This is a genomic window from Deltaproteobacteria bacterium (assembly GCA_035063765.1).
In the GTDB taxonomy this organism is placed as follows: domain Bacteria; phylum Myxococcota_A; class UBA9160; order UBA9160; family PR03; genus CAADGG01.
The window spans coordinates 54396-77830 of record JAPSFT010000016.1 but is presented as its reverse complement, the minus strand read 5'-3'; the positions used below and the strand labels follow the sequence as shown (position 1 = coordinate 77830).

General features: G+C 75.0%; 23 protein-coding genes and 2 tRNA genes. 4 read left to right on the top strand and 21 right to left on the bottom strand.

What is annotated here, in order from left to right:
* Positions 1 to 21 precede the first annotated feature (21 nt).
* The 12 genes from hypD to OZ948_13290 form a co-directional block, all read right to left on the bottom strand.
* Positions 22 to 1125 carry a hydrogenase formation protein HypD gene (gene hypD, locus OZ948_13345; GenBank protein MEB2345713.1) on the bottom strand — a complete coding sequence of 368 codons (1104 nt, stop codon included), beginning with the start codon at positions 1123 to 1125 and terminating at the stop codon, positions 22 to 24.
* Positions 1122 to 1364, bottom strand: coding sequence for a HypC/HybG/HupF family hydrogenase formation chaperone (locus OZ948_13340; protein ID MEB2345712.1), 243 nt, complete (start codon positions 1362 to 1364; stop codon positions 1122 to 1124). Before OZ948_13340 ends, hypD begins: the two co-directional genes overlap by 4 nt.
* Before the next feature lie 3 nt (positions 1365 to 1367).
* On the bottom strand, positions 1368 to 2099 hold the full coding sequence (gene hypB, locus OZ948_13335) for a hydrogenase nickel incorporation protein HypB (GenBank protein ID MEB2345711.1): 732 nt from the start codon (positions 2097 to 2099) through the stop codon (positions 1368 to 1370).
* Positions 2099 to 2341, bottom strand: a complete 243-nt coding sequence (locus OZ948_13330; GenBank protein ID MEB2345710.1) for a hydrogenase maturation nickel metallochaperone HypA — start codon at positions 2339 to 2341, stop codon at positions 2099 to 2101. The genes hypB and OZ948_13330 overlap by 1 nt, the downstream gene beginning before the upstream one ends.
* Entirely contained in the window at positions 2334 to 2807 is a 474-nt protein-coding gene (locus OZ948_13325) for a hydrogenase maturation protease (protein ID MEB2345709.1), read from the bottom strand. Before OZ948_13325 ends, OZ948_13330 begins: the two co-directional genes overlap by 8 nt.
* Complete coding sequence (locus OZ948_13320; protein MEB2345708.1) at positions 2792 to 4108, bottom strand: nickel-dependent hydrogenase large subunit; 1317 nt, start codon at positions 4106 to 4108, stop codon at positions 2792 to 2794. Before OZ948_13320 ends, OZ948_13325 begins: the two co-directional genes overlap by 16 nt.
* Positions 4101 to 4910 (bottom strand): oxidoreductase, encoded by an 810-nt coding sequence (locus tag OZ948_13315; GenBank protein ID MEB2345707.1) that lies wholly within the window; start codon positions 4908 to 4910, stop codon positions 4101 to 4103. The genes OZ948_13320 and OZ948_13315 overlap by 8 nt, the downstream gene beginning before the upstream one ends.
* Entirely contained in the window at positions 4907 to 5782 is an 876-nt protein-coding gene (locus OZ948_13310) for an FAD/NAD(P)-binding protein (GenBank protein ID MEB2345706.1), read from the bottom strand. The genes OZ948_13315 and OZ948_13310 overlap by 4 nt, the downstream gene beginning before the upstream one ends.
* Positions 5779 to 6942: a 4Fe-4S dicluster domain-containing protein gene (locus OZ948_13305; protein ID MEB2345705.1), complete on the bottom strand. Its 1164-nt coding sequence runs from the start codon at positions 6940 to 6942 to the stop codon at positions 5779 to 5781. The genes OZ948_13310 and OZ948_13305 overlap by 4 nt, the downstream gene beginning before the upstream one ends.
* 359 nt (positions 6943 to 7301) lie before the next feature.
* Positions 7302 to 9764 carry a cation-transporting P-type ATPase gene (locus OZ948_13300; protein MEB2345704.1) on the bottom strand — a complete coding sequence of 821 codons (2463 nt, stop codon included), beginning with the start codon at positions 9762 to 9764 and terminating at the stop codon, positions 7302 to 7304.
* 26 nt (positions 9765 to 9790) lie between these two features.
* The gene (locus OZ948_13295) at positions 9791 to 10192 is read right to left on the bottom strand and encodes a cytochrome c (protein ID MEB2345703.1); all 402 of its coding nucleotides are present in this window, start codon (positions 10190 to 10192) and stop codon (positions 9791 to 9793) included.
* Positions 10193 to 10330: 138 nt separating this feature from the next.
* Entirely contained in the window at positions 10331 to 11080 is a 750-nt protein-coding gene (locus OZ948_13290) for a TerC family protein (GenBank protein ID MEB2345702.1), read from the bottom strand.
* A 124-nt stretch (positions 11081 to 11204) separates the two neighbouring features.
* Between OZ948_13290 and OZ948_13285 the strand changes: the two genes are divergently transcribed.
* Positions 11205 to 11852: a hypothetical protein gene (locus tag OZ948_13285; protein MEB2345701.1), complete on the top strand. Its 648-nt coding sequence runs from the start codon at positions 11205 to 11207 to the stop codon at positions 11850 to 11852.
* A 15-nt stretch (positions 11853 to 11867) separates the two neighbouring features.
* Here OZ948_13285 and lpdA read toward each other — a convergent pair whose 3' ends face one another.
* Genes lpdA through OZ948_13250 form a run of 7 tightly spaced genes read right to left on the bottom strand, consistent with a single transcriptional unit; the run spans position 11868 to position 20984 of the window.
* Positions 11868 to 13292, bottom strand: a complete 1425-nt coding sequence (gene lpdA, locus OZ948_13280; GenBank protein MEB2345700.1) for a dihydrolipoyl dehydrogenase — start codon at positions 13290 to 13292, stop codon at positions 11868 to 11870.
* Positions 13292 to 14662, bottom strand: a complete 1371-nt coding sequence (locus OZ948_13275) for a dihydrolipoyllysine-residue acetyltransferase (GenBank protein MEB2345699.1) — start codon at positions 14660 to 14662, stop codon at positions 13292 to 13294. Before OZ948_13275 ends, lpdA begins: the two co-directional genes overlap by 1 nt.
* A gap of 10 nt (positions 14663 to 14672) precedes the next feature.
* Positions 14673 to 17330, bottom strand: coding sequence for a pyruvate dehydrogenase (acetyl-transferring), homodimeric type (gene aceE, locus OZ948_13270; GenBank protein MEB2345698.1), 2658 nt, complete (start codon positions 17328 to 17330; stop codon positions 14673 to 14675).
* Between the two features lie 37 nt (positions 17331 to 17367).
* Positions 17368 to 18360 (bottom strand): lipoyl synthase, encoded by a 993-nt coding sequence (gene lipA / locus OZ948_13265; protein ID MEB2345697.1) that lies wholly within the window; start codon positions 18358 to 18360, stop codon positions 17368 to 17370.
* Between the two features lie 10 nt (positions 18361 to 18370).
* Positions 18371 to 18997, bottom strand: coding sequence for a 2-hydroxychromene-2-carboxylate isomerase (locus tag OZ948_13260; GenBank protein MEB2345696.1), 627 nt, complete (start codon positions 18995 to 18997; stop codon positions 18371 to 18373).
* Positions 18998 to 19007: 10 nt separating this feature from the next.
* Entirely contained in the window at positions 19008 to 20198 is a 1191-nt protein-coding gene (locus tag OZ948_13255; GenBank protein ID MEB2345695.1) for an MFS transporter, read from the bottom strand.
* Complete coding sequence (locus OZ948_13250; protein MEB2345694.1) at positions 20199 to 20984, bottom strand: enoyl-CoA hydratase; 786 nt, start codon at positions 20982 to 20984, stop codon at positions 20199 to 20201. It abuts the gene before it with no gap.
* Positions 20985 to 21027: 43 nt separating this feature from the next.
* Here OZ948_13250 and OZ948_13245 point away from each other — a divergent pair, with 43 nt between their 5' ends.
* A complete protein-coding gene (locus tag OZ948_13245) occupies positions 21028 to 22248 on the top strand; it encodes an SDR family NAD(P)-dependent oxidoreductase (GenBank protein MEB2345693.1) in 1221 nt (406 codons plus the stop codon).
* 66 nt (positions 22249 to 22314) lie between these two features.
* Here OZ948_13245 and OZ948_13240 read toward each other — a convergent pair whose 3' ends face one another.
* Both OZ948_13240 and OZ948_13235 read right to left on the bottom strand, forming a co-directional pair.
* Positions 22315 to 22476 (bottom strand): hypothetical protein, encoded by a 162-nt coding sequence (locus OZ948_13240; GenBank protein ID MEB2345692.1) that lies wholly within the window; start codon positions 22474 to 22476, stop codon positions 22315 to 22317.
* Between the two features lie 165 nt (positions 22477 to 22641).
* Positions 22642 to 22717, bottom strand: a tRNA-Ala gene (locus tag OZ948_13235).
* 153 nt (positions 22718 to 22870) lie between these two features.
* Between OZ948_13235 and OZ948_13230 the strand changes: the two genes are divergently transcribed.
* Positions 22871 to 22959 (top strand) — tRNA-Leu (locus tag OZ948_13230).
* 127 nt (positions 22960 to 23086) lie between these two features.
* Positions 23087 to 23422, top strand: a complete 336-nt coding sequence (locus OZ948_13225) for a hypothetical protein (GenBank protein MEB2345691.1) — start codon at positions 23087 to 23089, stop codon at positions 23420 to 23422.
* Positions 23423 to 23435: the final 13 nt, after the last annotated feature.

Genomic DNA, 23435 nt, shown 5'->3' with positions numbered 1-23435 from the left:
CGCCCGATGCTTCGAGCGGACTCACGGGGCCTCCTCCGCGCCGCGCCAGCGGAAGTAGGCGGCACAGGCGCCCTCGGGCGAGACCATCGGCGCGCCGAGCGGATGCTCGGGCGTGCAGCCGCGCCCGAACGCGGGGCACGCGGGGGGGCGCAGCGCGCCGCGCAGGACGTCGGCCGCGCGGCAGGCCTCGGGCTCGCGCGCCGGCTCCCGCGCCGCGCACGCCGGGAAGGCCTGCTCGGCATCGAGCGCGCGGTAGCGGTCGCGCAGCACGAGCCCGCCGCGCGGCACCAGGCCGATCCCGCGCCAGGGCCGGTCGGCGACCGCGAAGACCTCGTCGACGAGCGCGCGCGCCGCGGGGTTGCCCTCCGGGCGCACCGCGCGCCGGTACTGGTTCTCGACCCGCGCCGCGCCGTCCTCGAGCTGGGCCACGGCGAGGGCCAGTCCCTCGAGGATGTCGACCGGCTCGAAGCCGGTCGCCACGATCGGCACGCGATGGCGAGCGGCGATCGACTCGTACTCGGCGGTGCCCATCACCGTGCACACGTGGCCGGCGGCGAGGAAGGCATGGACGCGGGCGTCGGGCGCCGCCGCGATCGCCTCGAGCGCGGGCGGCACGCGCACGTGCGCGACGAGCAGGAAGAAGTTGGCGAGACCCCGCGCGAGCGCCCAGCGCGCGGCGGCCGCCGCCGCGGGCGCCGTGGTCTCGAAGCCCACCGCCAGGAAGACCACCGGCTGCGGCGCGATGCGCTCGGCGAGCCGGGCGGCGTCGAGCGGGGTCGCCACGACGCGCACGTCGCCCCCCCGTGCGCGCGCGGCGAAGAGGTCCCCGCGCGAGCCCGGCACGCGGAGCATGTCGCCGAAGCTGCACACGATGGCGCCGGCCTCCTCGGCGATCGAGGCGGCACGGTCGAGCGTCTCGAGCGGCGTCACGCAGACGGGGCAGCCCGGGCCGTGGAGCAGCTCGACGGCGGGTGCCACGAGCTGGTCGAGGCCGTGCTCGACGATCGCGTGGGTCTGGCCGCCGCACACCTCCATCACGGTCCAGCGGCGCGTGGCGCGGCGCACGACCGCCGTGGCCAGCGCGTGCGCGAGCGCCGGGTCGCGGTACTCGTCGACGAGCCTCACGAGCCCGCCTCCCCCGCGCGGGCGGCCTCGGCGAGCAGGCGCAGGCTCGCGGCGGCGGCCTCCGCGTCGAGCGTCTGGAGCGCCATGCCCGCGTGCACGAGCACCCAGGCGCCCGCGGCGGCCCCGGGCAGGGTCTCGAGGCAGACGCGCTGGCGCACGCCGCCGAAGTCGACGCGCGCCATCCGCAGGCCCGCCTCCTCGAAGACGCTCTCGATCCGGCCCGGGACGGCGAGGCACATCGCTCAGGCTCCTCCCTCGCGTACCCAGGCCAGCCACCCGGGGATGCCGGCGCCCGTGCGTGCCGACACGACGAGATGTCGGATGCCGGGCTGGATCCGGCGCGCCGCGGCGGCGCAGCGCTCGACGTCGAAGTCGACGTGCGGGAGCAGGTCCGCCTTGGTCACCACGAGCAGGTCCGCCGTCGCGAAGAGGCCCGGGTACTTCGCGGGCTTGTCGTCGCCCTCGGGCGTCGAGACGAGCACGACCCGGCGGCGCTCGCCGCACGGGAAGCCGGCCGGGCAGACGAGGTTGCCGACGTTCTCGATCCACACGCGTGCCACGCCTTGGAGGTCGAGCGCGGCGAGCGCGTGCCCGACCAGGTGCGCGTCGAGGTGGCAGGCCGCTCCGGTCGTGACCTGTGCCGCGCGCGCGCCGAGGGCCGCCACCCGGCGCGCGTCGTGGTCGGTGGCGCAGTCGCCCTCCACGACGGCCTCGCGCGCCGCGGCCTCCGGCCCGAGCGCCCGGAAGGTCGCCTCGAGCAGCGCCGTCTTGCCCGCGCCGGGCGCGCCCACGAGCCCGATCACGTCGATCCCCTGCGCGGCCAGCTCCTGGCGCAGCCGCTCGGCGGCCGCCGCGTTGTGCGCGAGGAGCGAGCGCTCGACGGCGACCCGGCGCGGCGCGCCGCCGTGATCGTGGGCGGGGACCACCTGCACCGGCGCCGGATCGGCCTCGCCGCAGCCGCACACGCCGCACATCAGGACACCTCCAGCGCGCGGAGCACGAGATCGACGCCGGGCACGCGCTCGATGCGCAGCGCCGCGCCCGCCGCCTTCGTCCCCTGCGCACAGATCGGGAACGCGGCCGCGAGCGCCTCGGGGACGCACCCCGACCACTCGCCCACGGCGAGCTCGACGGCCAGGATGCGCGCGGCGCCCGCTTCGGCCGCGGAGCGCTCCGCGAGGGCGAGCAGCGAGAGGCAGAGCTTCGCCTCATGCATCGTGCGGGCCCTCCGCGGACGGCCCCAGGATCTCGCGCGCGATCGCGAGCGCGTGCTCCGCCGCCGCCCCGAGCGCACCGGCGACCGCGGGCGAGAGCGTCGCGCGGTCGCGGGTGCCCGCCTCGATGGCGAGCACCTCGATGCGTGCGGGGGCGCGGCCGAGCGCGGCGGCGAGCGAGAGCGCCTGCGCCACCCCGAGCCCGTGCGAGGAGGCCGGCCAGGTGCGCGCGAGCGCGCCGCGCGCGATGCGGCGCAGCGAGCCGGGCGCCGCCCCCGTGCGCGAGGCGTCCACGATCACCGCCGCCTCGGCGCCCTCGAGCGCGTCGAGCAGGTCCGGGATCGGGCGCTCGCACAGGTGCACCTCGATCCCGCTCGGGAGCGGGCGGGCCGCCAGCGCCTCGGCGACCGCGAGGCCCGCGACGTCGTCGCCGCGCCGCGTGCCGACGCCGATCACGTGGACGCGCATGGCTCCCTCCGGTCGATCGTCACGGTCAGGAAGTGGGTCGCGCACGAGATGCAGGGGTCGTAGTCGCGGATCGCGGCCTCCGCCAGGCGCCGGCCCTCGTCCTCGCCCGTGGCGAGCAGGCGCGGGGCCAGCGCGCGCAGGTCGGCCTCGATCTGGGCCTGGTTCTGTGCCGTCGGCGGGACGATCCGGAGCCGGCGCACGTCGCCCTGCGCGTCCGTCTCGAGGCCGACGTAGAGGATGCCGCGCGGCGCCTCGGTGACGGCGTGCCCCACGCCGGCGCGCGGGGCGCACGCGGCCGCCGCCTCCTCGCCCGGAGCCGGCCCCGCGTCGATCACGGCGAGCGCCTCGTCGATCGCCTGGATCACCTCGATCCCGCGCGCGAGGACCGAGGCCGCCGGATCGGGCCGCGCGAAGCGCGCGGCGAGCCCTTCGAAGGCCGCCGCCGCCGCGGGCAGCAGGTGATCGGCGTTCAGGCACAGGCGCGCCAGCGGCCCGACCAGGTAGGGCGTCCCGGTCGCGCGCACGCGCGCGTGCAGCGCCGTCGAGTGCGGGACCTGGAGCTCCTCGAAGACCCGGTCGAAGTCGGCGGGCGCGGCGTCGATCCCGCGCGAGGAGACGACGCGGCCTTCGTTCATCGGGTACTCGCCGGGATGGCGGAGCGCCACCAGCTCGATCTCCTGCGGCCGGCTCCGCGCCGGGAGGGCGCTGAACCAGCGCAGCAGGGCCTCGGCCTCGCCGCGCGCCGGGCGCAGCGCCTCGCCGAGCTCGCGCAGCTCGCCGGCCGCCGGCATGCGGTGGAACCCCCCGATACGGACCCCGACCGGATTCACCGAGCGGCCGCCGAGCAGGATCAGGATCCGGTTGCCGAGCTTGCGCAGGCGCAGCGCGCGCTCGACCTCGCCGCGGTGGATGCGCGCGATCGCGATCGCGTCGTCGAGGCCCAGGAGGTCGGGCGCCGCCAGGAACATCATGTGGAGGAGATGGCTCTCGAGCCACTCGCCGGCGTAGTAGAGCCGGCGCAGGGCCCGCACGGCCGGCGCCGGCGTCACGCCCCAGGCCGCCTCGATCGCGTGGACCGCGCTCATCTGGTAGGCGACCGGGCAGATCCCGCAGATGCGCGCCATGAGGTCGGGCAGCTCGTCGGCGCGGCGCCCGCGCGCGAAGGCCTCGAAGAAGCGCGGCGGCTCGTAGATCTCGAGCCGCAGGTCGGTGACCCGGCCGTCCTCCACCGTGAGGTGGAGGGCGCCCTCGCCCTCCACCCGCGCCAGGGCCCCCACCTCGATGCGCCGGCGCTCAGTCATGGGGCCCGTCCTTGCGCTCGAGCGCGTCGGCGAGCGAGCGGAACTCGCGCCGCCAGCCGTTGATGTGGCGCAGGCGCCGCACGGCGTCGCGCCGCGCGAGGCCGGCGGCCTCGAAGGCGCGCAGCAGCGAGGCCGGGTTCGGGTCGGCGGCGGGGCCGAAGCAGCCGTAGCAGTCCCGGCCGAGGCCCGGGCAGATCGCGCCGCAGCCGGCACGCGTCACCGGACCCAGGCACGGCACGCCGCGCGTGACCAGGACGCAGGGCTGGCCGCGCCGCTTGCACTCCAGGCAGACGCTCGCGAGGGGCAGGTCCGGGCGGGTGCCGAGGAGCAGGCGCACGAGCACGCGCAGGAGCTGTCCGCGGTCGATCGGACAGCCCTGGAGCTCGTGGTCGACCGCCACGTGCTCGGCGATCGGCGTCGAGGTGGGGAGCGCCGCGATCCACTCGGGCCGGGGGTAGACGTGCGCCTTCCACTCCTCGAGCTCCGCGAGGTTGCGCAGCGCCTGGATGCCGCCGCTCGTCGCGCAGGCCCCGATCGTCACGAGGAGCCGGCTCTGCGCGCGGATCGCCCGGATCCGCTCGGCGTCGTGCGGGGTCGTGATGCTGCCCTCGACGAGCGCCACGTCCCAGGGTCCCGGGACGACGCGGCTCGAGGCCTCGAGGAAGTGCGCGATCTCGACGCGCTCGGCGAGCGCGAGCAGCTCCTCCTCGAGGTTCAGGATCGAGAGCTGGCAGCCGTCGCAGGACGCGAACTTGAAGACCGCGAGCCGCGGCCGGGCCGGGGCGGGGGCCGGGGCCGTCACAGCCCGTGCACGCCGAAGAAGCGGCCGAGCCGCCTCACCGGGAAGATCGGGCCGTCCTTGCACACGAACTCGGGGCCGAGCTGGCAGTGCCCGCACCAGCCCACCGCACAGTGCATGTTGCGCTCGAGCGACACGAAGATGCGATCGTCCGAGACCCCGCGGCGGCGCAGGATCCGGATCGCATAGCGCATCATCACCTCGGGGCCGCAGATCAGCACGACGGTCCGCGAGGGGTCGAGCTCCACCTCCTCGAAGTGCTCGGTCACGACCCCGGTGCGGTCGCGCCAGACCCGGTCGGGCTGGTCGGTCGTCAGCACCACGGTGGTGTCGGGCTGGCGCCGCCAGGCCTCGAAGCGTGACGCGTGTACGAGATCGGCGGGCTTCTTCACGCCGTGCAGCACCGTGATGTGCCCGTAGCTCGCACGGCGCCGGAACATGTAGTCGATCGCGCCCGAGACCGGCGCGCAGCCGAGCCCGCCGGTCACGACCAGGACGTCCTTGAAGCGGGCCTCCTGGAGCGGCCAGCCGTTGCCGTAGGGCCCGCGCAGCCCGAGCACGTCGCCGGGGCCGAGCCGCTCGATCACGGCGGTGGTGCGGCCGACGATCCGGATCGTGTGCTCGAGATCGGCGTCGTCGGGATCGGAGGAGATCGAGATCGCCACCTCGCCGACGCCGGGCACGTACACCATGTTGAACTGCCCGGGCTGGAAGTCGAAGCGCGGCCGTGCCGCCGGGTCGAGGAGGCGCAGCCGGAACGCGTGCAGGTCGGCGCCGAAGGAGCGCTTCTCGACGATCTCGGCGGGCTCCGGGAGCAGCGGCGAGACGGGGCGGATGGCGCCGGGCGGCCCCGCGCTCGACGGGCCGGCGCTCACGGCGGGCTCGTCGCGGCGATCGCGGCGACCTCCTCGGTCAGGTCGATCCCGACCGGGCACCAGGTGATGCAGCGCCCGCAGCCGACACAGCCCGAGCTGCCGAACTGGTCGATCCAGCTCGCCAGCTTGTGCACCAGCCACTGGCGGTAGCGCTCCCGGATGTGGGGGCGGAAGTTGAGGCCGTGGACCTGCGCGTGCTCGACGTCGAAGCAGGAGCTCCACTGGCGCACGCGCACGGAGCCCTGGAGATCGAGGGCCGGCTCGTCGCGGACGTCGTGGCAGAAGCAGGTGGGGCAGACCAGGGTGCAGTTGGCGCACGAGAGGCAGCGCTCGGCCACCTCGTCCCAGCGCGGGTGCTCGAGGTGGTCGTAGAGCAGGCCGGGCAGCCGCTCGCGCGGCAGCGCGCGCTGCATGCCGGCCGCGCACGCCTGGTAGCCGGCCTCCTCTCCGGCCAGCGCCTCGGCGGGCGCGGCGTCGAGCGCGAGCGCGGCGAGGAGCGCGGCGCCCGCTTCGCTCCCGGCGCGCGCCACGAACCCCGCCGTGCCGCCGGGCCCGCCGGAGCCGAGCTCCGTCAGGGCCAGGTCGAAGCCGGCGTGCGGCCGGGGCCCCGTGTCCATCGAGGCGCAGAAGCAGGTCGGGGCGGCGCGCGTGCAGCCCACCGCGACCAGGAAGAGCCGGCCGCGGCGCGCCGCGTAGCTCGGGTCGGGGAAGCGGTCGCGCAGGAAGATCCGGTCCTGGACGGCGAGCGCAGCGAGGTCGCAGGCGCGCACGCCGAGGAGCGCGATCCGCTCGGCGTCGGGGCGGATCGGCTCGGCGCGGAAGGGGCGGCCGGGGCCGGCGCGCGCGTCCATCTCGATCTGGAGCAGGGGCTCGCGCGGGGCGAAGACGAAGGGCTTGATCGAGCCCGCCCCGTTCACGACCCCGAACACCTCCTCCTCGCCGGCGCGGCGGCTCACGCGGTAGCGCCCCGGACCCTGCTCGTCACGCCAGCCGCCGGGCAGCTCGCCGCTCGCCGGGAGGTCGTCGAAGCGGAGGCTCCCCTCGTGCACGACGGGGCCGAGCACGCGATGGCCGTGCGCGCGCAGCGCCGCGACGAGCCGCGGCAGCTCCGCCCGGGCGAGCCAGCGCGGCGTGGGTTCTTCTGCCCGACGATGTGACATCTCGCTACACCGTTCCGGGCGGATGCGCTCCCGGCTCGCGTCCGCTCCTCGCCCCGGAACGGACTGCACGGCGCGTGCCGCCGCGTGCGCGAGCGACTCTACTCCGCCGGGGCGCATCTGGGCCGGAGAATCGTCCGGCCAGGGGTCGGCCGGTCCGGGTGCCGTTGCTCGCGGCTGCTCCTGCGCTGCTCGGGGACGGGCTCACGACCCACCCCGTCGCCGTCGGTCCCGCCGTGCCCAGCGCGGCGCCCACCGTCCTCGAGCCGCCGGACGAGGGCCGGCCCGGAGGCGGTTCCGAAGCCTGGGTCGCGTGCCACGACGAGCCGCCGGCACCTGGGAGTACCGGGACGCTCAGCCAGCTAGCGCCGGGCGCGGGCGCGCGGGATCGCCAGCTCGGCGATCGCCCAGCTCAGGCCGACGAAGCCGGCGACCACGGCGAGGGCGTGGGCGTCGAGCGGTGCCAGGTGCAGGAGCGTGCGCCCGGCCGGCAGCGCGATGACCGCGGCCTGGATCGCGACGCCGGCCGCCACCGCGGCGTGGAGCGCGGGATTCGTGAGCGCGGCGTGGCGCACGCGCCGCGCGGGATAGGCGTAGGCGAGCTTCGCGAGCGACTGGGCGAGGAAGGTCACGGTCTGGACCGCGAGGAGCGTGTAGCCGAGGGGAGGCAGCGCGAGGAGCAGCGCCACGCCGAGCCCGCCCTTCGCGAGGCCGCTCGACCAGACGAAGCGGGTGGAGGCGCGGTCGAGCAGCGGGCTGGCCGGCGGGCGGGGCGGGCGCCGCATCACGTCGGGGCTGCGGCCGACGGCCAGCGCGAGCGCCGGCGGCCCGTCGCCGAGGAAGTTGATCCACAGGATCTGCAGCGCGCTGAGCGGCAAGAGGAGCGCGCCGCCGGGGTCGCGCAGGCCGAGGACCCAGGAGCCGACGGCGCCCGCGACCACCAGGAACACGAGCGCCACGTTGGTGGAGAAGGTGAAGCGGAGGAAGGCCTGGATGTTCTCGTAGATGTTGCGGCCTTCCTCGATCGCGTCGACGATCGTCGCGAAGTCGTCGTCGAGCAGGACGATGTCGGCGACCTCGCGCGCCACGTCGCTGCCGCGCTGCCCCATCGCGACGCCGACCGCCGAGCGCTTGAGGGCCGGCGCGTCGTTGATCCCGTCGCCCGTCACCGCCACGATCTCGCCCGCCGCCTCGAGCGCCTCGACGAGGCGCAGCTTGTGCTCGGGGGCCATCCGCGCGAAGACGCTCGTGCGGCCCACGGCGGCGCGCAGGGTGGCGGCGTCCATGGCCTCGACCTCGGGCCCGGTCAGGACGCGGCCGTCCTCCACGAGGCCGATCGCACGCGCCACGGCCTGCGCGGTCCCGGGATGGTCGCCCGTCACGAGCACGATGCGGATCCCCGCGCTGCGCGCCTGCGCGATGGCGCCCGCCACCTCCGGCCGCGGCGGGTCCCAGAGCAGCACCAGGCCGAGGAAGCGCAGGCCGGCCTCGGCGTCGCCGGCGCCGCAGGCGAGGGCGAGCACGCGGTGGCCTTCCTGCGCCGCCTCGGCGGCGCGCCGCTCCCAGCGCTCGCGCTCGCCCGCCTCGAGCGACGAGCGTGCCAGCAGCACCTCGGGTGCGCCCTTGCAGTAGCTGCGCCGCCCGCCCGGCCCGGCCACCGTCACGCGCATGAACTTCCAGGCGCTGTCGAAGGGGCGCTCACCGACGCGGGGATGCGTCGCACGCAGCCCCTCCACGTCCACGCCCTGCTCGAGGAGGTGGCGCACGAGCCCGAGCTCGAGCGGGTCGCCTGCACCCGTGCCGGGGGCGGCGTCGTTGGCGAGCGCCATCGCGAGCTGGGCCTGCTCGGGGTCGTTGCTCTCGACGGCCTGGACCCCCATGCGGCTCTCCGTGAGCGTGCCGGTCTTGTCGGTGGCGATCACGGTGACGGACCCGAGCGCCTCCACCGCGGACAGCCGGCGCACGACCGCGCGGCGCCGCGCCATCCGCTTCACCCCGAAGGCGAGCGTCAGCGTGACGACGGCGGGCATCCCCTCCGGTACGGCCGCCACGGCGAGGGCCACCGCGAAGAGGAACACCTGGTCGAAGCGTCCGATCCCCTCGGCGGCGACCCCGGCCGCTGCGAGCGCGAGCGCGAGGCCCCCGATCACCAGCGTGATCCGGCGCCCCAGTGCGTCGAGGCGCCGCTCGAGCGGCGTGGGCTCGGTCTCGATCCCGCCGAGCATCGTCGCGAGGCGGCCCATCGTGCTGCGCGCCCCGGTGTGGCGTACCGTGAGCAGGCCGCCGCCGCGCACGGCGAGCGTCCCGCTCGCCACCTCGTCGCCGGGCTCCTTCTCGGCCGGCAGCGACTCGCCGGTGAGCAGCGACTCGTCTACGAGCAGGCCGTGCTCCTCGACCAGCACGCCGTCGGCCGGCACCCGCTCGCCGGCCGCGAGCCGGACCAGGTCGCCCGGCACGAGGGTGCGTCCCGGCACGCGGACCGGCCGGCCGTCGCGCACCACCCAGGCGAAGGGCGCTGCGAGGACCGCGAGCTGTGCGAGCGCCTGCTCGGAGCGGTGCTCCTGGAAGGCGCCGAGCGCCGCGTTGAGCAGCAGCACCGCCGCGATCGCGATGCTCTCGACCGGCCAGCCTTCGCCGCCGTCCTCGAGCCAGAGCAGGAGGTCGAGGGCGAGGGCGGCGAGCAGCAGGTAGATCAGCGGGCTGCGGAACTGGCGCGCGAAGCGCAGCCACGGGCGCGGCGGCCGCGCACGGGGCAGGGCGTTCTCCCCATGGCGGCGCAGCGCCTCGGCCGCCTCCGCGCTCGTCAGCCCGCGCGCTTCCGCCATCGGCGCGGGACGATACCGCTTCCTCGCTACCGGCCCTGCACGGTGTCGAGCCAGTCGACGATCGCCTGGATCGAGCCGCGCTTGTGGACCTCGGTGCCGGCGCCGGGGGGGACGTCCCGGAGCAGGCGCTTGCCCCACACCGGCATCGCGGAGCTGCCGTGCGATCGCACCATGTCCCGGCCGTCGATCACCGCGACGAGCTTCGCCTTCGCGAGCGGGCTGCCGAAGCGCTCGCCGAGCCGCGTCAGGTCGGCAGGTGCCTGCTTCAGCTCGGAGGCCATCGGGCCGCCGCCCTTGGCGTCGCTCCCGTGACAGCTCGCGCAGTACTCGAGGAAGAGCTCGTGGCCCGAGGGCTCGGCTGCTGCCGCGTCCCCCATCCCGATCAGGAGCGCCGCGACCGGCGCAGCCAGCGCTGCAGCCGTCGCCATCCCGCGTCGTCGAAGCCGTTCCTGCATGGCAGCCCTCCTCGGCGCATTCTGCCATGGCCCGCCGGCGAACCCAACGCCCCTTCGCCCGGCTGTCGCCGGGGCGACGCCCGGGTCGGGGGCGGGTCCGTGCGAGGGGTTCTAGTCCCCGGCGGCGTAGCGCCGGTGCAGCTCCACCGGCGGCCCGCTCACGTGGCGCACGCGGAGGTTCAGGATCTCGACGAAGAGCGAGAACGCCATCGCCGAGTAGACGTAGCCCTTCCCGACGTGCTGGCCCGTGCCGTCGGCGATCAGGATCACCCCGATCAGCAGCAGGAAGGAGAGCGCCAGCATCTTCATGGTGGGATGGGCCTCGATGAAGCGGGCGATCGGATTCGCGAAGACCATCATGGCGAGCACCGCGAGGACCACCGCCGCGATCATCACCTCGATGCTGCGCGCCATGCCGACGGCAGTGATCACGGAGTCGAGCGAGAAGACGACGTCGAGCAGCATGATCTGGAGCAGGATCGACCCGTACGCGGCGTGCCGGCGCACCCCGCTCTCCTCGTGGGGGCCGCCCTCGAGCTTGTCGTGGATCTCCCAGGTGGCCTTCGCGACGAGGAAGAAGCCGCCGACGAGCAGGATCAGGTCGCGGCCCGTGAACTCGTGCTCGAAGGCCGTGAACAGGACCCGGGTGAGCTTCATCATCCAGGTGAGGGCCAGGAGGAGCCCGATCCGCATGCCCATCGCGAGCAGGAGGCCCACGCGGCGCGCGCCGGACTGCTGGTGGGCGGGGAGCTTCGCGGTCAGGATCGAGATGAAGACGATGTTGTCGATCCCGAGCACGATCTCGAGGCTCGTGAGCGTGAGCAGCGCAACCAGGTTCTCGGTGGTCAGGAGCGCGTCCATGGGCCCTCGTCCGGCGGTGGGAGGCGATCAGGTAGCTGCCGGCGCCGGTGCCGGCCAGCCGGCCGGGCCGGTTGGCGCGCGGCGGCCGGCTCGCGTACGGTGGCCCGCTGCGGAGGGGATGGCGATGCCCCACGAGCTCCCGTCGGCGACGACCCCGGCACGCGTGGGGCGCGCCGCGCGCGTGCGCGGCTGCGCCCGGGCCGTTCTCGCGCTGGCCCTCGCGAGCGCGCTGCCGGTCGAGCCCGCCCGCGCCGGGAGCGGCGAACGGCCGGTCCTGGAGCTGCCCCCCGCCGCCTGCGACGTCTGCACGCCCGGCAAGGAGCCGCCCCCCGCCGAGGTCGCCGATCGCACGCGCCAGCTCAACCAGGACGTCAACTGGCGCCAGCGGCCGGCCGAGGGCGACACGATCCCGCTCGGCACCGCGACCCGTGTCTGGCTCCAGCGCGCCTGGGCGAGTGGGCGCCTCCAGTCGGGTGTCGCGACGACGAGCGGGAGCTCGGTGGCGGGCCGGGGGGCGATGCTGCGCGGCGGTGCGCGGGCGCGGGCCAGGAGCAGCCTCGCCGCGCGCTCCCGCGAGCGCCTCGCCGACCGCCGCTCGACCCGCGATCAGGGCCGCAGCCGCCGGGGCCGCCGGGGGAGCGAGGAGTCCTCGTCGGCCTCGGCGCGATCGAGCGGTCTCGGGACCGCCTCGAGCCTCGGCACGAATCGCTCGAACAGCACCTTCGGCCCGAGCAGCTTCTCGAGCAACAACGGCGGCTTCAACTCGGAGTGAGTCCGCGCCCCGGTCTCAACGCCGGCGCCGCGGCACGTACAGGTCGGTGACGGTGCCGGCCGCCACCTCGGCCGCGAACGCGACGGTCTCCGAGAGCGTTGGATGGGGGTGCACGGTGAGGGCCACGTCCTCGGCGTCGGCGCCCATCTCGATCGCCAGCGCGCACTCGGAGATCAGCTCGCCCGCGTGCGGACCGACGATGCCGGCGCCGACCAGGCGCTTCGTGTCGCGTGCGAAGACCAGCTTGGTGAGCCCCTCGCTGCGGCCGATCCCGAGCGCGCGGCCGCTCGCCTGCCACGGGAAGCGCGCCACGTCCACCTCGACCCCGCGCGCCTTCGCCTCCGCCTCGCCGAGCCCCACCCACGCCACCTCGGGATCGGTGTAGGCGACCGACGGGATCACCGCCGTGTCGAAGGCCGAGGGCAGGCCCGCGATCCCCTCGGCCGCCACCTTTCCCTCGTGGCTGGCCTTGTGGGCGAGCAACGGCGCGCGGGCGACGTCGCCGATCGCGCGGATGTGGGGGACGTTGGTGCGGAGCTGCTCGTCGACCGGCACGAAGCCGCGCGCGTCGACGCGCAGCCCGGCGGCCTCCGCGCCGATGCGGTCGCCGTTCGGCCGCCGCCCGACCGCCACCAGCACGCGGTCGAAGCAGGCCGGGGCCGGCGCCGGCTCGCCCGCGAAGCGCACCTCGAGCCCGTCGGCGCGCGGCTCGATCGCCGCCACCCGCGTCCCGAGGTGGATCGCGGACCAGCGCCCGCGGATGCGCCGCTCGAGCGGGCGCACGAGCTCGGGGTCGGGGCCGGCCAGGAGGCGCCCCTCCAGCTCGACCACGGTGACGGCGCTGCCGAGCGCCGCGTAGACCGTCGCGAGCTCGAGCCCGATGATGCCGCCCCCGATCACGAGCAGCCGCGCCGGCACGTCGGCGAGCGCGAGCGCAGCGGTGGAGTCGAGGATGCGCGGGTCGTCGGGCAGCCCGGGCAGCGCGACCCCGCGCGAGCCGGCCGCGACGATCGCGTGCTCGAAGGCGATCGTGAGCGCGCCGTCGCCCGTCGCCACGGCGAGCTGCTTCGGGCCCGTGAAGCTCCCGACGCCGGTGACGACGGTGACGCCGCGCTGCTTCGCCATCTGCGCGAGCCCGCCGGTGAGCTTCGCGACCACCGCGTCCTTGTGGGCACGCAGCCGGGCGAGATCGAGCTTCGGCGCGCCGAAGGCGACGCCCGCCTCGGCGAGCGCCTCGGCGACGGCCATCCCCTCGGCCACGTGCAGGAGCGCCTTCGAAGGGATGCAGCCGACGTTCAGGCAGACCCCGCCGAGCGTCGCGTGGCGCTCCACGAGCACGACCGATCGCCCGAGGTCCGCCGCCCGGAACGCAGCGGTGTAGCCTCCGGGGCCGGAGCCCAGGACCAGGACGTCGCTGCGCAGGTCGGCGCCGGTGGACACTAGAGGAGCACGCGGCGCAGATCGCCGAGCAGGGCGGCGAGGCGGGTGGTGAAGCGGGCGGCGTCGGCGCCGTCGATCACGCGGTGGTCGTAGGAGAGCGAGAGCGGGAGCACGCGGCGGGGCACGAAGGCGCCGCCCTGCCAGACCGGCCGCCACTGGGTGCGCGAGACGCCCAGGATCGCCACCTCCGGGTGGTTCACGATCGGCGTGAAGAAGCTCCCGCCGATCCCGCCCAGGCTCGAGATGCTGAACGAGCCGCCCTGGAGGTGCTCGGGGCGGAGCCGGCGCTCGCGCGCGCGGGCCGAGAGGTCCTGGAGCTCGGCGGCCAGCTCGTAGAGCCCCTTGCGGTCGGCGTCGCGAACCACCGGCACGACCAGCCCGTGCTCGGTGTCGACCGCGACCCCGATGTGGTAGTAGCGCTTCACCACCAGGTGCTCGCCCGTGTGGTCGAGCGACGCGTTGAAGTGTGGGAGCTCCTGGAGGGCCTTCACGGCGGCCTTCACGACGAAAGGCAGGAAGGTGAGCTTCACGCCCCGCGTTCCGGCCTCGGCGCGGTGCTCCTCGCGGAACGCCTCGAGCTCGGTGACGTCGGCCTCGTCGTGCTGGGTGACGTGGGGGACGGTGACCCAGCTCCGGTGCAGGTTCGCGGCGGCCACGCGGCGCACGCGGTTCAGGGGCTCGCTCGCAACCGGGCCCCACTTCGCGAAGTCCACCTCGACGGGCGCCGCCACGTGGACGCCGGCGATCGGCACCGCGGCGGCGCCGCGCTGCGAGACGAGCGCCTTCACGTAGCCCTGCACGTCCTCGGGCCGGATCCGGCCCTTGGGCCCGCTGCCGGGGACGAGGTCGAGCTCGACGCCGAGCTCGCGGGCGAGGCGGCGCACGGAGGGGCTCGCGTGGGCCCGGATCGCAGCGCCGGCCGTCGCGTAGGGCGCGAGGTCGGCGGGGGTGGGCGCCGCCCCTTCGTCGGCTTCGGGCTCGAGGCTCGGCGTCGCCGTCCTCGCGGCGGGCGCCGGGGCCACCGGCTTCTCGGCCTCGTCCGGCCGCGCAGACCCGGCGGGCTGGGCGGCCCCGGCAGGCGCGGCCTGCGCGGCCCGAGCGCCCGCTTCGCCCGGCGTCGCTCCCTCCCCCTCGACCTCGATCCGCGCGATCGGCCGGCCTTCGCTGATCTTGTCGCCGACCCCGACCAGGAGCCTTGCGAGGACGCCGGCCACGGGCGAGGGGATCTCCATGGTGGCCTTGTCGCTCTCGAGCACGAGCAGGGCCTGCTCGACCTCGATCCGGTCGCCCGGCTTCACGAGCAGCTCGATGACCTCGACCTCCTCGAAGTCGCCGATGTTGGGGAGCTTGACCTCGGTTTCGCTCGCCACGGGGCCCTCGCTAGCTCGTCGCCGGCGGCGGCTTGTCGGGATCGATCTTGTAGCGCTCGATCGCCTGGCGCACGGTGCCGCGCGCGACGGCCCCGGCGTCGGCCAGCGCGCGCAGGGCGGCGAGCACCACGAAGTGCCGGCTCACCTCGAAGTGGTGGCGCAGCGCCTCGCGCGAGTCCGAGCGCCCGAAGCCGTCCGTGCCGAGCACCTGGTAGGGCGCGCGCACGAAGGGCCGGATCTGGTCGGCGTAGGCCTTCACCCAGTCGGTGGCCGCGATCACCGGCCCCGGCCGCCCCTCGAGCTGCTCGCTCACGTACGGCCGGCGCGGCGGCTCGTCGGGATGGAGCAGGTTCCAGCGCTCCGCCGCGAGCCCGTCGCGGCGCAGCTCGTTGAAGCTCGTGACGCTCCACACGTCCGCCCCGACCCCCCACTCGTCGCGCAGCAGGTCGGCGGCGGCCAGCACCTCGCGCAGGATCGAGCCGCTGCCGAGGAGCTGCGCGCGCGCCGGGGTTCCCGCGCCCTCGCGCACCCGGTACATCCCGCGCAGGATCCCCTCCCGCGAGCCCTCGGGCATCGCGGGGTGCGCGTAGTTCTCGTTCATCACCGTCAGGTAGAAGAACACGTCGTCCTGGCGCTTCAGCATCCGCTCGAGGCCGTGGTGCACGATCACCGCCAGCTCGTAGGCGAAGGCCGGATCCCAGGCGACGCAGTTCGGGATCGAGGAGACCCAGAGCTGGCTGTGCCCGTCCTGGTGCTGGAGACCCTCGCCGTTGAGGGTCGTGCGCCCCGCCGTGCCGGCGACCAGGAAGCCGCGCGCGCGCGAGTCGCCGGCGGCCCAGAACAGGTCCCCGACGCGCTGGATGCCGAACATCGAGTAGAAGGCGAAGAAGGGGATCATCGGCACGCCGTGGGTGGCGTAGCTCGTGGCCGCCGCGATCCACGACGAGATCGAGCCGGCCTCGGTGATGCCCTCCTGGAGGATCTGGCCCCTCTCGTCCTCCCGGTAGTACATCACCTGGTCGGAGTCGACCGGCTCGTACTTCTGGCCCTCGGCGGCGTAGATACCGAGCTGGCGGAAGAGGCCCTCCATGCCGAAGGTGCGCGCCTCGTCGGGTACGATCGGGACCACGTAGCGGGCCAGCTTCTTGTCGCGCAGCAGCGCGGCGAGCACCCGCACGAAGGCCATCGTGGTCGAGTACTCCCGCTCGCCCGAGCCCTCGAGGAGCTTGTCGAAGATCGCGAGCGGCGGGATCTCGAGGGGAGGCGCAGCGGCGCTGCGCGCCGGGAGATAGCCGCCGAGCGCCTGGCGGCGCTCGTGCATGTAGCGAAGCTCGGGTGCGTCGGCGGGGGGCTTGTAGAAGGGCGCTGCGGAGAGCTTGTCGTCCGGGATCGGGATCCGGTAGCGGTCCCGGAAGGCGCGCAGGCTCGTCTCGCCCATCTTCTTCTGCTGGTGGCTGATGTTCATGCCTTCGCCGGACTCGCCCATCCCGTAGCCCTTCACGGTCTTGGCGAGGATCACGGTGGGCTGGCCCACGTGCGCGACGGCACGCGCGTAGGCGGCGTGGACCTTCACCGGGTCGTGGCCGCCGCGGTCGAGCTGCCAGACCTCGTCGTCGGTCATGTGCGCGACCATCGCGAGGAGCTCCGGGCTCTTCCCGAAGAAGTGCTCGCGCGTGTAGGCTCCACCGCGCACTTTGTAGTTCTGGTAGTCGCCGTCGACGGTCTCCTCCATGCGCTGGAGGAGGAGCCCCTTGCGGTCCTTCGCGAGCAGCGGGTCCCAGCGCCCGCCCCAGATCACCTTGATCACGTTCCAGCCGGCGCCGCGGAAGCTGCCCTCGAGCTCCTGGATGATCTTGCCGTTGCCGCGCACCGGCCCGTCGAGGCGCTGCAGGTTGCAGTTCACGACGAAGATCAGGTTGTCGAGCTTCTCGCGCGCGGCGAGGCCGATCGCGCCCAGCGACTCGGGCTCGTCCATCTCGCCGTCGCCGCAGAACACCCAGACCTTGCGGCCGCTGGTGTCGGCGATGCCGCGGGCGTGCAGGTACTTCATGAAGCGCGCCTGGTAGATGCCGAGGATCGGCCCGATGCCCATCGACACGGTCGGGAACTGCCAGAAGTCCGGCATCAGCCAGGGGTGCGGGTACGAGGAGAGGCCCTTGCCGCCGACCTCGCGCCGGAAGTGGTCGAGCTGCTCCTCGCCGAGCCGGCCCTCGAGGAAGGCGCGCGCGTAGATGCCGGGTGCGGAGTGGCCCTGGATGTAGAGCAGGTCGCCGCCGGCGCCCTCGCCCGGCGCGCGGAAGAAGTGGTTGAAGCCGACGTCGTAGAGCGTGGCCGCGGACGCGAAGCTCGCGATGTGCCCGCCGATCCCGGACGACTCCTGGTTGGCCTGCACCACCATCGCGAGCGCGTTCCAGCGCACCAGCGCCCGGATCCGGTGCTCGAGCCCGGGCTCGCCGGGCATGGCCGGCTCGTCGTTCGGCCCGATCGTGTTCAGGTAGGCCGTCGTGGCGCGGTAGGGGAGGTGGATGCCCGAGCGGCGGGCCTGGTCGACCAGGCGCTCGATCAGGTAGTGGGCGCGCTCGGGCCCCGCGTTGCGCAGCACGCCGTCCAGGGACTCGAGCCACTCCCGGGTCTCCTGGGGATCCGGATCGGGGGTCTGGTCGGTCATGGCGAACCTCGGGTCTTGGATCTGGGGGCGTTTCGACTCAGGCGCTCGCGAGCCGGGCCTCCCTGGCGAGTCGGAGCTGCGCGAAGTCCGCATCGGCGTGATACGACGATCGCGTGAGCGGGGAGGCCGAGACCATCAGGAAGCCCCGTGCCCGGGCGCGCGCGGCGAGGGCCTCGAACTCGCCCGGCTCGACCCAGCGGGCCACCGGGATGTGGGCGAGGGTCGGACGCAGGTACTGCCCGATGGTCACGAAGTCGACGTCGTGGGCGCGCAGGTCGTCGAGCACCGCGTCCACCTCCGCGGGCTCCTCACCGAGCCCGACCATGAGCCCGGACTTGGTGAAGACGCCGGGCGCCACCTCCTTCACGCGGCGCAGGAGCCCGAGCGAGTGCGCGTAGCTCGCGCCGGGCCGCACGGCCCGGTACCGGCGCGGGACCGTCTCGAGGTTGTGGTTGAGGACGTCGGGGCGGGCCGCCGCCACCGTCTCGATCGCGCCGGGCTTGTGCCGGAAGTCGGGGGTCAGGAGCTCCACCGTCACGCCGGGCGCCGCGGCGCGGATCGCCTCGAGCACGGCCACGAAGTGGGCGGCGCCGCCGTCGGGAAGGTCGTCGCGGTCGACGGACGTCACGACGACGTGTCGGAAGGCGAGCTTCGCGACCGCGGCGGCGACGCGCGCGGGCTCGCCGGGATCGACGGGGTCGGGGCGTCCGCTCCGCACGTTGCAGAAGGTGCAGGCGCGCGTGCAGGTGCTGCCCAGGATCATCACCGTCGCGTGGCGCTGCGACCAGCACTCGCCGAGGTTCGGGCAGGCGGCCTCCTCGCAGACCGTGTGCAGCCGCTGCGCGCGTACCAGCTCGCGTGTCTCGCGCAGGCCCGGCGAGTCGACCAGGCGCACGCGCAGCCACTCGGGCTTGCGCAGCGGCGCGGCGCCGGCGCCCCGCTCGTCGCTCGCGGCGCCGTCACTCCCGGCGCCGTCGCTCCCGGCGTCGTCGCGACGACCCCGGCGCAGTCGCGCGCGCCTGGCCTCCATGGCGCCGAGGCTAGCGAGATCCTGCGGGGGCGCCCCCTTTCGCGAGCAGCGCCTCGCGCACCAGCACGAGCCGGTCGTTGCCGAAGTACATGTCGTCGCCGTCCACGAACAGGGTGGGCGAGCCGAAGCCCCCGCGCGCGACCAGCTCGTCGGTCGTGGCGCGCAGGCGCTCCTTCAGCGCCGGTGCGGCGATCGCCGCGAAGTAGGCGTCGCGGTCGAGGCCGACGCGCGCCACCACGTCGGCCAGCACCTCGTCCTGCGAGATGTCGCGCAGCTCGCCCCAGTAGGCCTCGAAGACGGCGCGGGCGTAGGGCGCGATGCACCCGGCGTCGAGCGCGAAGAAGGCGCCGCGCATCGCCTTCACGCTGTTCACCGGGAAGGGCTTCGGCGTCCCGATGCGCAGGCCCGAGCGGCGCACCCAGTCGCCCAGGTCCTTCCCGTAGTAGCGCGCCTTGGCCGGCACCGGCTTCGCGCGCGTCTCGTAGACGCTCGGGTTCACCGCGTTGAAGACGCCTCCGACGAGGATCGGCTTCCAGACCAGGGTGGCGCCGGTCTCCTGCGCCAGCGCCTCGATCCGGTCGAAGGCCAGGTAGGTCCACGGGCTCGAGCAGTCGAAGAAGAACTCGAGGGTCGCCATGCCCCTGGGCTTAGCACCGGGCGGCGCGGGGCAGCCAGCGCGGCGCGGCGAGCGCGAGGAGCAGCGAGCCCGCGCCCCCCACCCAGCACGGCGCCGCCGGCCCCCCGGCGTCGAGGAGCCAGCCCGAGAGCAGGCTCGAGGCGGTGCCGCCGATCCCGACCGACACCACCGCGAAGCCGGCCTGCGCCGTGGAGCGCAGCTGCGGGGGCACCGCGGCGTCGAGGTAGAGCGGGGCGCCGATCATCAGGCCGAGCACGACCACCGCGTGGAGCGCCTGGAGCGGGCCGAGCCAGGCGAGCGATCCCAGGGCGGCGGTGCCGAGCCAGCGCAGGCCGCCGGCGGCGAGCCCGAGGGCGAGCAGCGAGCGCGGCGAGAAGCGCGCGAGGGCCGTCCCGAGCAGCGCCACCAGCACGACCTCCGGCACGAGCATCCACAGCCAGAAGGTGCGGATCGACTCGAGGTCCCCGCCGCGGGCGCGCACCAGCACCGGGAAGAGCTCGATCGGCCCGTTCTGGAACAGGAAGGCGCCCGCGCAGAGCACGAGCAGGCGCCGGAACGGGCGGTTGCGCGCGAGGCCGCGCCACTCGCCGGGCTGCGAGCGCAGCGCGAGCACGCCCCCGCCCGGGAGCGCGAGGGCGGCGAGCCCGGTCGCGACGGCCAGCGCGGCCGCTGCCGGGAAGAGCCGCGCGAGATCGGGCGGCGCCGCGCCGCGGCTGAGCAGCGCGGGCAGCCCGAACATCGCTGCGCCGAAGCCGATGGTCCCGAGCGCGCGCACGAAGCCGAAGGCGTGCGCGTGGTCCGCGAAGGCCGGGATGCTGACCGAGAGCGACATCGGGATCAGCGCGCGCGCGAAGAGCGCGCAGGCGGCCGTGGCGGCGAGCAGGGCCGGGAAGGCCCGGGCCGCGCCGATCGCGAGGAAGCCGGCGGCGGAGCCGAGGCACAGCACCACGAGCACGCGCGCGCGCAGGCCCGTGCGGTCGGCGACGGTGCCCCAGAGCGGCTGGGTCGCCATCCCGACCAGCGGCATCGTCGCGAAGACGGCGCCGACCTGGGTGCCCGAGAGGCCCGCGTCCTCGCGCAGGTAGAGCGCGAAGTAGGGCAGCATGACCCCGGCCGTCGTCATCGCCAGGAACCAGTAGGCGCCGTGCGCGAGGCCGCGGCGCCGCAGCGAGGGCAGGGCGGCGCCGGCGGCCGGCGCCACTCAGCGGCCCGTGAAGGCCGGCTTGCGCTTCGCGAGGAAGGCGCGCACCCCTTCGCGGTAGTCCTCGCTCTCGAAGCAGGCGAGGATCGAGCGGCGCATCGCGTCGCTGTCGCGCGCGGCGGGGTCGCGGCCGAGCTCGCCGATCACGCGCTTGGCGCTGCGCAGCGTGAGCGGCGCGTTGTCGGCGATCGCCGCGGCGACAGCCCGCACGCGCGCTTCGAGCGCCGCCTTGGGCAGCACCTCGTTCACGAGCCCGCGCGCGAGCGCCTCGGGTGCCGGGAAGCGCTGCGCAGTGAACAGCACCTCCTTCGCGGTCGAGGGGCCCACGAGCCGCACCAGGGCCTCGAGGCCGCTCACGTGGTAGCCGAGCCCGAGCCGCGCGGCGGGGATCGCGAGGATCGCGTCGTCGGCCGCGTAGCGGAGGTCCGCCGACAGCGCGAGCGCCATGCCGCCGCCGATGCACCAGCCGTGGATCATCGCGAGCACCGGCTTCGCCATCCCCGCGATCGCCGCGAAGGCGGCGATGCCGACGTCCTCGTAGGCCTGCGCGGCGCGCGCGCCCGTGCGGGTGCGCTCGAACTCGGAGATGTCGGCGCCCGAGACGAAGGCCTCCTCGCCGGCGCCGCGCAGCACGACCACGCGGACGGCGGGCTCCGCGTCGAGGCGCGCGGCCAGCGCCGGGATCGCGCGCCACATCGCGGCCGAGACCGCGTTGCGCCGCTCGGGATGGTCGAAGACGAGCCACCCGATCGCGCCCTCGACGACGACGTCCACCCGCCCCGGCATGGCGGCGCAGCGTAGCGTCCCTCCCGGAGGTAGCCTCCCTCCGATGTCGGACTGGCTCCGCGAAGCCTTCGGCCGCCGCCCGGTGTGGATGAACGCGCTCCTGCTCTTCTGCGCGTACATGGCGTTCGTGTACGTGCCCTGGGACTTCCTCGCCAAGCCGCTCGCCCTCGACGAGGAGGTCTGGTTCGGCGTCCGCCTGCACGGGGGCTGGGCGAAGGCGACCGAGCCGCTCCACCTCGCGATCTACGCGGCGGGAGCCTACGGCTTCTGGCACATGCGGCCCTGGATGTGGCCGTGGGCGGCGGTCTACGCCGCCCAGGTGGCCGTCGCGATGCTCGTCTGGCCGCTGCTCTACCGCGACGAGCTCGGCGGCGGCCTGGCGCGGGCCGCGCTCTTCGGGGCGATCTCCTTCACGGTCTTCGCCGCCCTCACGATCGCCCTCTGGCGCGCGCGCGAGCGCTTCCGCGGGCCGCGGCCCTCGCTGCGCGCGCGCTACGGCGAGTGGGCGCTCGTGACCGGCGCCTCGGCCGGCATCGGGACCGCCTTCGCGCGCGCCCTGGCGCGCGAGGGGATGTCGGTGGTCCTGACCGCCCGCCGCGCGGACCGGCTGCACGCGCTCGCGAAGGAGCTCGAGGCAGAGGGTGTCGCGACCCGCGTGGTCGCGCTCGACCTCGCCGCGCTCGACGGCGCCAGCCGCCTCGCCGACGCGGTCGCCGACCTCGAGCTCGCGATCCTCGTCAACAACGCGGGCGCCGGCGCCGCGGGGCGCTTCGACAAGCTCGACGGCGCGCGCCTGCGCGAGATGGTCGAGCTCAACTGCACGGCCCCGGTGCTGCTCACGCGCGCGCTGCTCCCGCGGCTGCTCGCGCGCGGGCGCGGCGCGGTCGTCTTCACCGGCTCGCAGGCGGCCCGCCAGCCGCTCCCGCTGCACGCGGTCTACGCCGCCACCAAGGCCTTCGGCGGCTTCGTCGGCGAGGCGCTGTGGGCGGAGCTGCGCGGGACCGGCGTCGACGTGCTGGTCGTCGAGCCCGGCAGCACCGACACCGAGTTCCAGCAGGTGGCGGGCGAGCTCCCGCACCGGGGCCAGGCGCCCGAGGAGGTGGCCGCGATCGCGCTCGAGCGCCTCGGCCGCCAGCCTTCGGTGTCGACCCGCTGGTCGCACTGGCTGCGCGGCAACGCCGGCATGCGCCTGCTGCCGCGCTCGCTGCTCGTGCTCGGCGCCGGCCACGTGATGGAGCGCCAGACGCCGCCCGATCTGCGCTGAAGGCGCGGCGAGCCCGGCGCCGCGCCGGACCTCGGTGTCCGGCGGGAAGGGCGGGCGGCGCGGAGCCTACGCCGCGCGCGTGCGGATGGCGGCCACCTGCGCGATCTGCTTCTGGAGGCAGCTCGGACACATCCCGTGGCTCGCCGGCGCGTGGGGACGCGCCCGGTCCGCCGCCTGCGGGGAAAGCCGCGAGATCTGCCGCTGGCACCACGCGCAGATGACCGTCATGACTTCTAGGTGGGAGAGCCGGGCGACAGGTGGCAGGGGCGGATCGGCGGCTCGCACCCCTCGCAGCCAGGAGCGCGCACCCGACCGGCAGCCAGGAAGCAGGAGGGCGGCTCCGGCGAGCGGGCCGCCCTTCCCGTATCTGCTTGCTTCGCTTCTGGAATCCGCTGGTGGAGCTGGGGGGAGTCGAACCCCCGACCTCTTGAATGCCATTCAAGCGCTCTCCCAACTGAGCTACAGCCCCAGCGGGTCTCCGCGACGGAGAGCGGCGCAAGCTATCGCCCACCCCCCTCCCTAGCAAGAGAACCGGCGCGGGGAAGCGGCGCCCGGCGGGCCGCGCGCGGGCGCCGCTCGGTGCCCGGCCTGGGCCCCGGTGGTATGTTCGGCCGCCCCGCCGGCCGGAGTGGCGGAATCGGTATACGCAGGGCCCTCAAAAGGCCCCGGCCCTCGTTGGCCGTGTGGGTTCGAGTCCCACCTCCGGCACCATCGTGTTGGGCGGGCATCCCCGGCGGGCCGGAGCGCCCGAATAGGGCGCTCGAGGGTCCGTCGAAATCGCCGTCGCGCACGTAGCCGCCGCCGCGTGCGGCGCTGTACGACAGAGGAGTGGAGACAGATGACTCACGTCGCTCGCAAGGTCTTCGGGACCGCGTTGCTCGCGTTCGCGCTCTCGCTGGTGGGTGTGGCGTCCGCTTCCGCCCAGATGCGCGAGTTCACCGGCAAGGTGGATTCGATCAGCGAGAAGAAGATCATCATCGACAACCGCCAGGGCGACAAGGTGTCGTTCAACAAGTTGGACGAGACCAAGGTCGACGGCCTCAAGACCTCCTGGGCGGACGTGAAGAAGGGCGACTGGGCCACGGTCGGCTGGAAGTTCGTGGACAAGCCGCGCAAGGCCTACACGGTCACCGTCATCCCGGCGAAGGAAGAGGCGGGGACCGACGAGGAGTAGGTCCCGGCGCTCG

What these genes read in the sequence shown, in the direction of transcription:
- OZ948_13295 (MEB2345703.1), bottom strand. Translation starts at nt 10,192, where the DNA reads ATGGCGACGGCTGCAGCGCTGGCTGCGCCGGTCGCGGCGCTCCTGATC.
- lipA (MEB2345697.1), bottom strand. Translation starts at nt 18,360, where the DNA reads ATGGAGGCCAGGCGCGCGCGACTGCGCCGGGGTCGTCGCGACGACGCC.
- aceE (MEB2345698.1), bottom strand. Translation starts at nt 17,330, where the DNA reads ATGACCGACCAGACCCCCGATCCGGATCCCCAGGAGACCCGGGAGTGG.
- OZ948_13250 (MEB2345694.1), bottom strand. Translation starts at nt 20,984, where the DNA reads ATGCCGGGGCGGGTGGACGTCGTCGTCGAGGGCGCGATCGGGTGGCTC.
- OZ948_13300 (MEB2345704.1), bottom strand. Translation starts at nt 9,764, where the DNA reads ATGGCGGAAGCGCGCGGGCTGACGAGCGCGGAGGCGGCCGAGGCGCTG.
- OZ948_13240 (MEB2345692.1), bottom strand. Translation starts at nt 22,476, where the DNA reads ATGACGGTCATCTGCGCGTGGTGCCAGCGGCAGATCTCGCGGCTTTCC.
- OZ948_13245 (MEB2345693.1), top strand. Translation starts at nt 21,028, where the DNA reads ATGTCGGACTGGCTCCGCGAAGCCTTCGGCCGCCGCCCGGTGTGGATG.
- OZ948_13320 (MEB2345708.1), bottom strand. Translation starts at nt 4,108, where the DNA reads ATGACTGAGCGCCGGCGCATCGAGGTGGGGGCCCTGGCGCGGGTGGAG.
- OZ948_13330 (MEB2345710.1), bottom strand. Translation starts at nt 2,341, where the DNA reads ATGCATGAGGCGAAGCTCTGCCTCTCGCTGCTCGCCCTCGCGGAGCGC.
- hypB (MEB2345711.1), bottom strand. Translation starts at nt 2,099, where the DNA reads ATGTGCGGCGTGTGCGGCTGCGGCGAGGCCGATCCGGCGCCGGTGCAG.
- OZ948_13340 (MEB2345712.1), bottom strand. Translation starts at nt 1,364, where the DNA reads ATGTGCCTCGCCGTCCCGGGCCGGATCGAGAGCGTCTTCGAGGAGGCG.
- OZ948_13285 (MEB2345701.1), top strand. Translation starts at nt 11,205, where the DNA reads ATGCCCCACGAGCTCCCGTCGGCGACGACCCCGGCACGCGTGGGGCGC.
- OZ948_13225 (MEB2345691.1), top strand. Translation starts at nt 23,087, where the DNA reads ATGACTCACGTCGCTCGCAAGGTCTTCGGGACCGCGTTGCTCGCGTTC.
- OZ948_13325 (MEB2345709.1), bottom strand. Translation starts at nt 2,807, where the DNA reads ATGCGCGTCCACGTGATCGGCGTCGGCACGCGGCGCGGCGACGACGTC.
- OZ948_13260 (MEB2345696.1), bottom strand. Translation starts at nt 18,997, where the DNA reads ATGGCGACCCTCGAGTTCTTCTTCGACTGCTCGAGCCCGTGGACCTAC.
- OZ948_13305 (MEB2345705.1), bottom strand. Translation starts at nt 6,942, where the DNA reads ATGTCACATCGTCGGGCAGAAGAACCCACGCCGCGCTGGCTCGCCCGG.
- OZ948_13290 (MEB2345702.1), bottom strand. Translation starts at nt 11,080, where the DNA reads ATGGACGCGCTCCTGACCACCGAGAACCTGGTTGCGCTGCTCACGCTC.